Below are 11213 nucleotides of genomic sequence, written 5' to 3' on the forward strand. Positions count from 1 at the left end.
CCTTCGCGGCTATCCAGACTTCGGAGCGCAAACGAGAGGCTGACGTGTCGCGGCTTAGAGCGCCTTCCGACCGGAGGGAATCATTCGGTCGATAAGAAATAGCTTCAGAGTCAAAAGCTTGAACGCATTCTGATCAATCAGTGCGAGCCACTCTGATCGGAATATGCACTAATCCTTGGCGGCGACGCGGCGGCTGTTTTCGGGCCGCCTCGCGCGGACGACGGCGCGCACGCGCTCGGCGTTCGAGGACAGTCCCGGCAGGCTGCAGACCATTCCGGCCAAAGCCACGGTCAAGATGGCGCTTGAAAGAAACGAACTCATGAAAGCACTCCATTTGTTCAGGTTCTGCTTCATCCTGGTGCGGAACGCCTTCCGTTTCGCCCGATGAAGTCTTTTCGTCGCGATCCTCAAGCGGTGGTTGCCAGCCAACGCAATCGGTCCAAGCTTCCTTGCAGGATATAGGCCGCGGCCATTTTGTCCACGACTTCAGCCCTTTTCGCGCGCGATGCGTCCTGTTCGATCAGGGTTCGCAGGACGGCCGCCGTCGACAAACGTTCGTCCCAGAAGACGCATGGCCGCGCGGTTCGCGCGCCGAAATTGCGGGCGAACGCCCTCGTCGCCTGCGCCCGCGGCCCCTCCGTTCCATCCATATTGAGCGGCAGGCCAATCACGATCGCCGCAACGTCGTGCTGTTCCGAAAGCGCGAGGAGGCGTTCGGCGTCCTTGGTGAATTTGGTGCGGCGGATCGTTTCGAGCGGCGTTGCGATCCGGCGCTCGACGTCCGACAGGGCGACGCCGATCGTTTTCGTGCCGAGATCGATCCCGATCAATCGTTGCCGCGGTCCGATCATCGGCCGCAATTCGGCAAGATCGATTACGTCCATAGCCATCGCCGTTCGTCCTGTCGCAGTCTCGCCGTTCAATCGCCCGGCGCGAACCCGGAAAAAGCTTTCCGGGGCTCCCGCGCCGCTTTAAATGCTCTTATGCGCTCATCAGGAGATCTTGCCCATGAAACTGACATGGCTCGGCCATTCCGCGTTCCGCATCGATCTCGATGGGGCGATCATTCTGATCGATCCGTTTTTGAGCGGAAATCCGAAATTCACCGGCAGCGTCGAGCAGGTCAGCGAGGGAGCGACGCATATCATTCTCACCCATGGTCATGACGATCACATCGGCGACGCCGCCGCGATCAGCAAGTCGACCGGCGCGCAGATCGTCGCGAATTTCGAGATCTGCATGTTTCTTCTGGACCAGGGCGCGGCGAGCATCAATCCGGGCAACACAGGCGGCTCGATCGATTGCGGCGCCTTCGACGTGAGCTTCACGCCCGCCGCGCATTCGTCCGGCGCGGTCTTTAACGGTCAATCGGTCTATCTCGGCAATCCGAACGGGATGGTCATCAAGCCCAAGGCGGGACCGAAGGTCTATCATATGGGCGACACTGACATTTTCTCCGATATGGCGCTGATCCAGGAACTTCACCGGCCTGATATCGGACTGATCCCCGTCGGCGACCGTTTCACCATGAGCGGGACAACGGCGGCGCTTGCGGCCAAGCGATTTTTCGATTTCGGCGCTGTCGTCCCCTGCCATTACGGCACGTTCGATCTGCTCAAGTCCGATCCCTCCGAGTTCGTCGCGGCTATGGCGGGGTCGAGGCCGCGAATTCTCGTTCCGGCCATAGGAGAGGCGTTGGATTTCTGACGCGAGCGCCCACGTTAACGTCTGGTTTCGAAATCATCTTGTTCCAGGGAGAGCATCATGCACCATCTCGTTTTGCAAAACGCGAACGAAGGCGCGGTCAGCAGCCTTCTCAATGCGTTCCTGCGGTCGATCGACACTCTTCTCGCCACTGAAGAGGTTCGGACCCTGCTCGGCTGGTTCGGCGCGATGCTTGTCGTTGGCGTCTGTATCCTGATGATGCGCGTTCTGGTGGGCCGCGCCGTCAAAAAATCCAGACTCGACCTCGCGGCCCGGCAGGCGGAGCAAAATGCGCTCGATGCGACGGAGGCGCCCAAGGCCTGACCTAAAGAGCCTATCCAAAGCCTGATTGAAGGGCTGGGAAGGCAAAGGCTCCTGCGGAGTAGGCGCGGCAGCCGCGCCGGGTGAAGACGCGGCCATTGCCCCGCGCGGAGCGGCGGTGGTATAGGCTGCGCTCCAGGCTGGACAACTGCAAACTTTCGAAGGAGACTTTATGTCCGTCGATCAGGCGACCGTGCGGCGCATCGCGCATCTGGCGCGGATCAAGGTCAGCGACGACGACGTGCCCCATCTTCAAGACGAACTCAATGCGATCCTGCGTTTCGTCGAAGAGCTCGGCGCGGTCGATGTTGCGGGCGTCGAGCCCATGACTTCCGTGTTGCCGATGCCAATGAAAAAGCGTTTGGACGCCGTGACCGACGGCTCGATCGCGGACAAGATCATCGCCAACGCGCCAGAAAGCGAAGATCATTTCTTCAAAGTTCCGAAGGTGGTCGAATAGGTTCGGGCGCGCGCCGCGGCATGAGCGCCGAAACTTTTTGCTTGCGCTCACGCCATTCGTAATTTGAAAAAGCGGGTGGCTTTTTCAATGACGACACGCCCTGAAACTTTGAATTGGTGAGCCGCTTTTCGGTCACGCGCGTCGCTGCGGCCGGAAGGGCTCCGGTTTTGAACGGACGAGATATTGAGCGACCTGACTGAACTCACGCTTGCCGGCGCGCGCGACGCGCTGGCGACCAAAAAGATATCCGCTCTCGAACTCGCGGCGGCGCAAATCTCCGACATCGAAAAAGCGCGCGGGCTCAACGCGTTCATCACGGAGACGCCGGAGAAGGCGCTCGCGATGGCGGCGCAATCCGACCTTCGCATCGCGCGGGGCGAAGCCGGTCCGCTCGAAGGGATTCCGCTCGGGATCAAGGATCTCTATTGCACCGACGGCGTGCAGACGACCGCGGGCAGCCATATCCTCGAAGGCTTCACTCCGGCCTATGAGTCGACCGTCTCCGCCAATCTCTGGCGCGATGGCGCCGTCATGCTCGGCAAACTCAATCTCGACGAATTCGCGATGGGCTCCTCGAACGAGACATCCTATTTCGGCCCGGTCATCTCGCCCTGGCGGCGCAAGGATTCCGACAAGCCGCTCGTGCCGGGCGGCTCGTCCGGCGGTTCGGCCGCGGCGGTGGCGGCGCGGCTTTGCTTCGGGGCGACGGCGACCGACACCGGGGGCTCGATCCGCCAGCCGGCGGCGTTCACCGGAACCGTCGGCATCAAGCCGACCTATGGACGCTGTTCGCGCTGGGGCATCGTCGCGTTCGCTTCTTCGCTCGATCAGGCGGGGCCGATCGCGCGGACCGTGCGCGACGCCGCGATCCTGCTGCGCTCGATGGCCGGTCACGATCCAAAGGACACGACATCGGCCGACCTTCCAGCGCCCGATTACGAGGCCGCCGTGGGCCGCTCGATCAAAGGAATGAAGATCGGCATTCCGAAGGAATACCGGCTCGACGGGATGTCTCCCGAAATCGAAAAATTGTGGGCGCAGGGCGTTCAATGGCTGATCGACGCGGGCGCATCGCCGGTCGAGATCTCGCTGCCCAACACGCGCCATGCCTTGCCTGCTTATTATATCGTCGCGCCGGCGGAAGCCTCGTCGAATCTCGCCCGCTACGATGGCGTGCGCTACGGCCTGCGGGCGCCTGGCAAGGACATCGCCGACATGTACGAGAACACCCGCGCGGCCGGGTTCGGCAAGGAAGTGCGCCGGCGCATCATGATCGGAACCTACGTGCTTTCGGCCGGCTATTACGACGCTTATTATGTGCGCGCGCAGCAAATCCGCACCCTGATCAAACGCGATTTCGAGACCGCGTTCGCGGCCGGCGTCGACGCCATCCTGACCCCGGCGACCCCATCCGCCGCGTTTGGAATTGGCGAGAAGGGTTCGGCCGATCCGGTCGAGATGTATCTGAACGACATCTTCACGGTCACGGTGAACATGGCCGGGCTTCCGGGCGTCGCCGTTCCCGCGGGATTGTCGAGCGAAGGCCTGCCGCTTGGCCTGCAAGTGATCGGGCGCGCGTTCGACGAGGAGACTCTGTTCGCCGTCGCGGAGGTGATCGAACAGGCCGCGCCGAAAATCCAATTGCCGCCGAAATGGTGGGCGTGACCCCACCCGTCAGCTTCGCTGACACCCTCCCCGTGTACGGGGAGGGATTGCGTATTGGCGAGGAAATGATGGCCAATGAAATGGCGCGGCGGTTGCGCAAGACGATGACGCCTCAGGAGGTGAAACTTTGGGTTCATCTTCGCGCCTTGAAAAAACAAGGCTTTCATTTCCGTCGCCAGGTTCCGCGCGAGGGCTATATTGTCGACTTTGCCTGTCTAAAGTCGAAGCTCGTCATCGAAATCGACGGCGCGCAGCATGGCGAAACCTGTAATTTGCAAAGCGACGCCAACCGTGACGCCAAACTCGCGGCCGCTGGTTTCAAAGTGCTCCGTTTTTGGACTCATGAGGTGAACGGAAACCTCGACGGTGTTGTCGAGACGATTTTTCGCGAGGCCGAGGCGAGGCGCATGCTCCCTCCCCTAAAAGGGGAGGGTGTCAGCGAAGCTGACGGGTGGGGTGAGACGCGTGCGGGAGACTCCGGGAGCAACGAGTGACCATTGATCAAATCGCCCAAGCAGCGGCGATCTTGAGTGTAACCGTACCCCTCTGCGCTTTAGCTTGGTCGGCTATCACCTATGTCCGTCTACGCCAGAGAGAAGTTCAACGCGAGCGACGCCAGCGGTTTTTTGAAGTTTTGGAACACTTTGTGAAACAGGGCGGCTCCGAGTTCGAATTCAGGAAATTTCCTGAATCTTCGGATGTGATCATTCGTCTGTTTGATCAGGTCGATGTCGAGGGGCATTCGGCTTCCATGCTGAAAGCCTAAATGGCTTCGACCGCGGACTTCTTGCGAAAGAGAGCAGCATTATGAACACGCACGCCAAACCCTCCAAGCTCATCAAGGGCGCCACCGGCGATTGGGAAGTGGTGATCGGCATGGAGATCCACGCTCAGGTCACGTCCCGCTCGAAATTGTTCTCCGGCGCCTCGACCGCGTTCGGCGAGGAGCCCAACGCCAATGTCTCGCTCGTCGACGCCGCGATGCCTGGCATGCTTCCCGTCATCAACGAGGAATGCGTCGCGCAGGCGGTCCGCACCGGCCTTGGCCTCGAGGCGCAGATCAACCTTCGCTCGGTGTTCGACCGGAAAAATTATTTCTATCCCGATCTGCCGCAGGGCTATCAGATCTCGCAGTACAAGAGCCCGATTGTCGGCGAGGGAATCGTCATCGTCGATGTGTCGCCGACCGAACAGATCGAAGTCGGGATCGAGCGGCTCCACCTCGAACAGGACGCCGGCAAGTCGCTGCATGACCAGTCGGCGACCGAGTCTCTCGTCGATCTCAACCGCTCCGGCGTCGCGCTGATGGAGATCGTCTCTAAGCCCGACATGCGCTCCTCCGACGAGGCGCGCGCCTATGTGACCAAGCTGCGCACGATCCTGCGCTACATCGGCTCCTGCGACGGCAATATGGAGCAGGGCTCGCTGCGCGCCGACGTCAACGTCTCGGTGCGCCGTCCGGGCGAACCGCTCGGCACGCGCTGCGAGATCAAGAACGTCAATTCGATCCGCTTCATCGCGCAGGCCATCGAGGTCGAGGCGCGCCGTCAGATCGGGATCATCGAGGACGGCGGAAAGATCGATCAGGAGACGCGCCTGTTCGATCCCGCGCGCGGCGAGACCCGTTCGATGCGCTCCAAGGAAGAAGCGCATGACTACCGCTATTTCCCCGACCCCGATCTGCTGCCTCTCGAATTCGATCAGGCCTATGTCGACCGGCTGAAGGAAGGACTGCCGGAATTGCCGGATGCGAAGAAGGCCCGCTTCATCAGCGATTACGGATTGCCGTCCTATGACGCCGGAGTACTCGTCGCGGATAAGGAGACCGCCGACTATTTTGAATCCGCGGTCAAATTCGGCGGAGCCAAACGCGATCCGAAACTTGTCGCCAACTGGATCAGCGGCGACGTCGCGGCCTTCGCCAATTCAGTCGGCTCGCCGATCGCGCAGACGCATATCAAGCCAGCGCAGATCGCCGGGATCGTCGATCTCATCGCCGATCGCACCATCTCGGGCAAGATCGCAAAAGACCTTCTTGCGATCATCATCGCCGAGGAGAAAGACGGCGATCCGCGCGCGATCGTCGAAGCGCGCGGGATGAAACAGGTCACCGATACAGGCGCGATCGAAAGCGCAGTCGACGCCATCATCAAAGCCAATCCGGACAAGGTCGCGCAGGCGCAGGCCAAGCCTTCGATGCTTGGCTGGTTCGTTGGACAAGTGATGAAGGAGACCGGCGGCAAAGCCAATCCGCAAGCTGTGAACGATCTCCTGAAATCCAAACTCGGAATCTGAAACGCGAAGCGGCGCGCGAATCATCTCAACTGATTCGCGCGCCGCATTCGATTTCGAGCGCAGACGAAGTCCTTTTCTCGCCGTTTTTTTTGTTCCTCACGAATTTATTTTTGGCGTTGAAGCGCAGCGTTCCTTCGCAATGCGCGGAACGATTTGAAACGTCCTGATCCTTGCGCGCCGCATATTTCGCAGCATGTTCTTCCGCGCGCATTACGGATCGCGAAGACGAAGTCGCGAACGGATCAAACGGCTGCGCTCCGAGTTTTGAAAGGCGCAAAGAAAAATCATCAGAGGACTCGTAAAATCAATGACTTTCGAATCCTCTGGGGATCTTCTCAGCGAGCCGCGACGATCGCATGAGACCCATGGCGCATGAAAATTTTGAGCGCTTTACGGAGCGAGCGAAGAGCAGCTTCGCTAATGATCGCGAGGCCCGCGAACCGCTCCGGCTTCTTGCGCGTGAGCGAATCAACAATCGCTTTTCAAGCTGTCCCGAGGATCGGTTTCGCGCTTGCTTGCGGCGATGTAGACGCGCCTCCTCTTGCACGACTGATTAACAACGCTACGCTATGCACGCCTCTAGTCGGCGCATGACGCCGGCTGACGAAACAACAGAGGGAACTTCGGACATGGTGAAGGCAACCACCAAAAGTAAGCCAGCGAAAAAGGCCGCGGCCAAGAAAAGCCCGGCGAAGAAAGCGGCTGTAAAGAAGACGGCGGCGAAGAAGGCTCCCGCGAAAAAGACAGCGGTGAAAAAGGCTCCGGCCAAAAAGACAGCGGTGAAAAAAGCTCCCGCGAAAAACACAGCGGTGAAGAAGGCTCCGGCCAAAAAGACCGTCGCCAGCAAAAGCGTGAAGTCGGCCGCTCCCAAGACTGCCGCTAAGACTGCAGCTCCCAAGACTACCGCCAAGACTGCAGCTCCCAAGAGCGCCGCCAAGACTGCGGCTCCCAAGACTGCCGCCAAGAAGGCGGCCGTGAAAAAGACCGCTCCGGCGAAAGCCGCGCGAAAGGCTCCGGCGCGCAAGCCCAAGGTTGCGCCGCCGCCAGTGGAAGCTTCCTGACGACGCGCAAGTTTTTTGGTTTGTGCGGAGTTCTCCGGAGACGTCCGCATGCGCCCTCTCGAGGTCGCCTGTGGCGCGAGGGTCGCAAGTTCGGACGTCTCCCTTTTATTTTATGCTGATTGTTGATCCCGCCATTGCGGAGCGATGAGTCGCGGAGCTGGCTCTCCTTGCGCCGTCCATCTGCGCGGCGCGACAAGATTTTTGTCAGCGAAACGTCCGCCCGGCAGTCGCTTACCTGGTGAGACAGACCGTCGCGAAGTCGCGCCACGTTTTGTCCCCGGCGGCGCCAGTCTGTTTCATCTTTTGCCATTCGACGCCGCAGGAGTGCATGCGTTCTCGTGTGGCCGGAGGCAGGCTCATGGGAGGCCCGAGTTCGGCCGGGATCGGCGCAAAAGGCGAGGGCGGCGGCGGTGACGGCGTTTGCGCCGGCGGAGCCGGCGATGCGCCAGGCGCGCCTATATTGCCGCTTCCAAGATTGGCGGGACGGGACGGCGGCGGCGGGTGGGCGGTTTGACGCTGGACGGCGGCGGGCGCCTTCTGCGGTCCGGATCCGCCGACCGCTTGTGGCGCGAAAGCCGGATTGAACGCCGCTAAAACCAGAATGAATGCGAGGGCGGCTGGAGAACTGGCGGCGATCCGCAATTTCGCGTCGCGGACCTGCTGGCGTTCAGACCGCCGCGCAATCCCATGCTTCAAGCTGGAGCTGTCTCGCCGCTTTGCGCCGGCCCTGATTTCGGCTCGATCCAACAGGGGCGTCCCGCTTTCGCAATTGCAACAGGCTCGGTGGTTTCAACCGCTGACCGGCTTGCCGATCCGCGGACTTTCGGTTTCCGGCGTCCGGAGTGGCGGGCGACGCTCAGGGCGCTTTCGGAACGCTCTGGGTGCGCACGAACGTATCGGTCTGACAAAGTATTTTCATCACGCAGCCTTCGACCTCAGCCTTTTCGGCAAAGCTCCTGAAGGTGATGTCGTAGGTTTTGCCGTCTTTTGGGTTGTACGCCTTCCCGCGCCAATGATCCTTTTGGGGTTCAAGATCGAGCAGAATGCCGATCCCGATCATCGGCCGGCTGCGTTTGGACGCGTCTTCGTTCAGGGCGTCGGTTTTCGGCTTGCCGGCGGCGTCGACGGGCTCCTTGAGCCAGACAAGGGCGCCGCACATGAATTTGCCGCAGGGCGCGATCTTGATGATCGATCCACCGCCCTTGGTCAGCCAGAGGCCGGCGGGATCTTCCGGGGCCGCCGCAGCGCCCAACGCCAACAAAGATTCGAGGCAGGCCACGGCCAATGTGACCCGCGCGAGCCTGAAAAAGCGTCCCACGCGAATCGCGGGCCCTGCTGAAAAAGCGGATCGGGTGGACAAGGAGGTTCGAGAGCGGTCCTGAGACATTGCACCAAACTCCGAAAAGGAACCGCGTGGCCTATGATTTTGAAAAGAAAATCGATTCGTAATCTCTGCTTTCGTCAGACAGCCTGGCGTCAGGCTATGGCGGAGACGGAGGGATTCGAACCCTCGATAGGGCTTTACAACCCTATAACGGTTTAGCAAACCGCCGCCTTCAGCCTCTCGGCCACGTCTCCAAACGCTCCGAAGCGGCGGGAAAGCCGCCGCTCCGTCAGGCCTTGGACATATGCCCGACCCCCGTGCCGAAGGCAAGACCCGCTATGAAAGCGTCGCAATCGGGCCTTACCCCCTAAATCCGTTGCAGCGAAACCACACCCCTCCGCCAAAGCCTCGCGCACACGATATCGCAATTTACATAGCCCCGCCTGCGGGTACATTGACCTCACGAACGGGGGCCACCCGATCGTGGAGCCGGACGAAAAACCTCAAGAAGGGGGTTTTTCTGACGAAATGGGACAGGCAAGTCGTGGGACGAGGTCCCCAGCCGCTTATTCCCGATTGGGTCTTTTGACGGAGAGTTTCTATGAAGATGTACAGGGGCTTATTGTTGGGATCGGCCGCAGCCCTTACGGGAATCGCCGGCGCTCAGGCGGCCGATCTGCCGGCGACCAAAGCGGCGCCGATCGAATATGTGCGGATCTGCGACGCTTACGGCGCGGGCTTTTTCTATATTCCCGGCACAGAAACCTGCCTCAAGATCGGCGGCCAGGTCGTGACCGAGGTTCGGTCCTACGACTCCAGCTACAGCATGAGCAGCAATATTTCGGGCCAGGGCAAAACCGCGATCGGCGCGACGAACCCCTTCGCTCTGCCGGCGGGCGGCGCTTTTCGCGCGACGGGCGGCGCATCGAGCGTAGGATATGTGCCCACTCCGGGCGATTACACCAACTCGCGTTCGCGCGACACCTACGGCTGGAATTCACTCGGCCGGGTCGAACTCGACGCCCGGAACGGAACGCCGTTCGGAACCCTGCGCGCCTTCCTGCGCGTCGACGCCTATGTCGGATCTGGGTACGCCCAGACTGGCGCTCTGAGCACGGGCGGCAGCTATAATAGCAACGGCAATCCCTACAATACGACGGCCGGGCCGACCGCCACGCGCGAAACCACGATCGTCAGCAAGGCCTTCATCCAGTTCGCGGGACTGACCGCGGGCCGCGCGCAATCGATGTTCGACTTCTACGCCAACGCCTATAATTATGCGAACATCGGCGGCTCCAACGCCACGACGCAATTGCTGGCCTATACCGCGACCTTCGGAAGCGGATTTTCGACGACTTTCTCGGTTGAAGACCAAAACGCCCGCCAGGCCTTTATCGGCAGCACGATTGCGGGCGGAACCCGCTACCCATTTGCCGGAAGCGTAGCCTACACTCCGCCCGGCGCCCTCTTTGGAGCTGGCACGACCTATACCGGAACTCCGGCTGGAAACGCCTGGCCAGATATCGTCGCAAATCTTCGCTATGACGACAAATGGGGCGCGGTCCAGGTCTCGGCCGCCGGGCATGAAGCGCGGGCCAGCCTGTTCTCCAGCACGTCCCTTCAGGCGAACGGCACGGCCGCCACCACCTACGCCTTCCCGACCATGACTTCGAACGCCTACGGATGGGCTGTCCAGGGCGGCCTTCAGCTGAATCTGGACTATTTCCAGCTGCCTTATCTCTCGCCGGGAGACAAACTCTGGATCCAGGCCGCCTACGAGCAGGGCGCGCTCAGCTATGTCTGGGGCAACAACCTCGCCGGATCATATGGCGCGTCGGACGGCAGCCGTTATTATGGCGCTGGCTTCACCCCGGCCGACACCAGCGCGGGCTGGAACACCAATATGTATGATTGCATCTTCACGGCCAGCGGCTCCTGCGAGCAGCAAAAAGGCTGGAACGTCGTCGCCGCTTTCAAGCATTACTGGATCCCGACCGTCTCGTCCGCCGTCTATGGATCCTATACCGAGGTCAATTACTCGCAGAATGCGCTCGCCGGCTTCGGCGGCGCGGTCGGCGTCTCCAACCTGAAAACCGCCCGCATCGGCACCAACCTCGTCTGGACCCCTATCAAGGGCTTCGATATCGGCGGCGAGTTCATGTACGTGAACGTCACGCAGTCCCGCCCGGTCGGCCTTGCGCCCGATAAGGCTCTCAACCTTCAGGGCCTGCCGTCCTGGCGCGGCACCAACAACGAATACGAAGGCCGCGTCCGCGTGCAGCGCGCCTTCTAATTCGCAGGAGCGGACTGAAAGGTCCGCTCCACGCTTTCCCGAAAGAAAGCTCCCGAACAGCAAAAAACCCGGCGCGAAAGCGCCGGGTTT

13 protein-coding genes and 1 tRNA gene are annotated in these 11213 nt (G+C 61.0%); 9 read left to right on the plus strand and 5 right to left on the minus strand.

Annotated elements, in window-relative coordinates:
• Positions 1–168 precede the first annotated feature (168 nt).
• On the minus strand, positions 169–321 hold the full coding sequence (locus BM177_RS19910; RefSeq protein ID WP_175492478.1) for a hypothetical protein: 153 nt from the start codon (positions 319–321) through the stop codon (positions 169–171).
• A gap of 86 nt (positions 322–407) precedes the next feature.
• Complete coding sequence (gene ruvX, locus BM177_RS03125; protein WP_091677792.1) at positions 408–890, minus strand: Holliday junction resolvase RuvX; 483 nt, start codon at positions 888–890, stop codon at positions 408–410.
• A gap of 118 nt (positions 891–1008) precedes the next feature.
• On the opposite strand from ruvX, the gene BM177_RS03130 reads away from it, so the two are divergent.
• From BM177_RS03130 to BM177_RS03165, 8 genes are all read left to right on the plus strand, one after another.
• Entirely contained in the window at positions 1009–1707 is a 699-nt protein-coding gene (locus BM177_RS03130; RefSeq protein WP_091678714.1) for a metal-dependent hydrolase, read from the plus strand.
• A 57-nt stretch (positions 1708–1764) separates the two neighbouring features.
• Positions 1765–2028, plus strand: a complete 264-nt coding sequence (locus BM177_RS03135) for a hypothetical protein (RefSeq protein WP_091677796.1) — start codon at positions 1765–1767, stop codon at positions 2026–2028.
• A 169-nt stretch (positions 2029–2197) separates the two neighbouring features.
• Entirely contained in the window at positions 2198–2485 is a 288-nt protein-coding gene (gene gatC / locus BM177_RS03140; RefSeq protein ID WP_091677800.1) for an Asp-tRNA(Asn)/Glu-tRNA(Gln) amidotransferase subunit GatC, read from the plus strand.
• A gap of 183 nt (positions 2486–2668) precedes the next feature.
• Positions 2669–4150 (plus strand): Asp-tRNA(Asn)/Glu-tRNA(Gln) amidotransferase subunit GatA, encoded by a 1482-nt coding sequence (gatA, locus tag BM177_RS03145; protein ID WP_091677804.1) that lies wholly within the window; start codon positions 2669–2671, stop codon positions 4148–4150.
• Positions 4147–4644, plus strand: a complete 498-nt coding sequence (locus BM177_RS03150; RefSeq protein ID WP_244532070.1) for an endonuclease domain-containing protein — start codon at positions 4147–4149, stop codon at positions 4642–4644. Before gatA ends, BM177_RS03150 begins: the two co-directional genes overlap by 4 nt.
• A complete protein-coding gene (locus BM177_RS19415; protein WP_139223489.1) occupies positions 4641–4916 on the plus strand; it encodes a hypothetical protein in 276 nt (91 codons plus the stop codon). The genes BM177_RS03150 and BM177_RS19415 overlap by 4 nt, the downstream gene beginning before the upstream one ends.
• 41 nt (positions 4917–4957) lie before the next feature.
• Positions 4958–6445, plus strand: a complete 1488-nt coding sequence (gene gatB, locus BM177_RS03155; RefSeq protein ID WP_091677808.1) for an Asp-tRNA(Asn)/Glu-tRNA(Gln) amidotransferase subunit GatB — start codon at positions 4958–4960, stop codon at positions 6443–6445.
• Positions 6446–7035: 590 nt separating this feature from the next.
• Positions 7036–7506 carry a hypothetical protein gene (locus BM177_RS03165; protein ID WP_175492479.1) on the plus strand — a complete coding sequence of 157 codons (471 nt, stop codon included), beginning with the start codon at positions 7036–7038 and terminating at the stop codon, positions 7504–7506.
• Positions 7507–7737: 231 nt separating this feature from the next.
• On the opposite strand, the gene BM177_RS03170 is transcribed toward BM177_RS03165, so the two are convergent.
• The 3 genes from BM177_RS03170 to BM177_RS03180 form a co-directional block, all read right to left on the minus strand.
• On the minus strand, positions 7738–8202 hold the full coding sequence (locus tag BM177_RS03170; protein WP_139223490.1) for a hypothetical protein: 465 nt from the start codon (positions 8200–8202) through the stop codon (positions 7738–7740).
• Positions 8203–8362: 160 nt separating this feature from the next.
• Positions 8363–8824 carry a DUF2147 domain-containing protein gene (locus tag BM177_RS03175; protein ID WP_175492480.1) on the minus strand — a complete coding sequence of 154 codons (462 nt, stop codon included), beginning with the start codon at positions 8822–8824 and terminating at the stop codon, positions 8363–8365.
• A gap of 166 nt (positions 8825–8990) precedes the next feature.
• Positions 8991–9084, minus strand: a tRNA-Ser gene (locus BM177_RS03180).
• A 347-nt stretch (positions 9085–9431) separates the two neighbouring features.
• Here BM177_RS03180 and BM177_RS03185 point away from each other — a divergent pair.
• On the plus strand, positions 9432–11123 hold the full coding sequence (locus tag BM177_RS03185; RefSeq protein ID WP_091677825.1) for a porin: 1692 nt from the start codon (positions 9432–9434) through the stop codon (positions 11121–11123).
• The last annotated feature ends 90 nt before the right edge of the window (positions 11124–11213 follow it).

The sequence above is a fragment of the Methylocapsa palsarum genome (assembly GCF_900114285.1).
GTDB lineage: Bacteria > Pseudomonadota > Alphaproteobacteria > Rhizobiales > Beijerinckiaceae > Methylocapsa > Methylocapsa palsarum.

Excerpts from the sequence above, each read along its gene's own strand:
- BM177_RS19910 (WP_175492478.1), bottom strand. The coding sequence starts at position 321 with ATGAGTTCGTTTCTTTCAAGCGCCATCTTGACCGTGGCTTTGGCCGGA.
- ruvX (WP_091677792.1), bottom strand. The coding sequence starts at position 890 with ATGGCTATGGACGTAATCGATCTTGCCGAATTGCGGCCGATGATCGGA.
- BM177_RS03130 (WP_091678714.1), top strand. The coding sequence starts at position 1,009 with ATGAAACTGACATGGCTCGGCCATTCCGCGTTCCGCATCGATCTCGAT.
- BM177_RS03135 (WP_091677796.1), top strand. The coding sequence starts at position 1,765 with ATGCACCATCTCGTTTTGCAAAACGCGAACGAAGGCGCGGTCAGCAGC.
- gatC (WP_091677800.1), top strand. The coding sequence starts at position 2,198 with ATGTCCGTCGATCAGGCGACCGTGCGGCGCATCGCGCATCTGGCGCGG.
- gatB (WP_091677808.1), top strand. The coding sequence starts at position 4,958 with ATGAACACGCACGCCAAACCCTCCAAGCTCATCAAGGGCGCCACCGGC.
- BM177_RS03165 (WP_175492479.1), top strand. The coding sequence starts at position 7,036 with ATGACGCCGGCTGACGAAACAACAGAGGGAACTTCGGACATGGTGAAG.
- BM177_RS03185 (WP_091677825.1), top strand. The coding sequence starts at position 9,432 with ATGAAGATGTACAGGGGCTTATTGTTGGGATCGGCCGCAGCCCTTACG.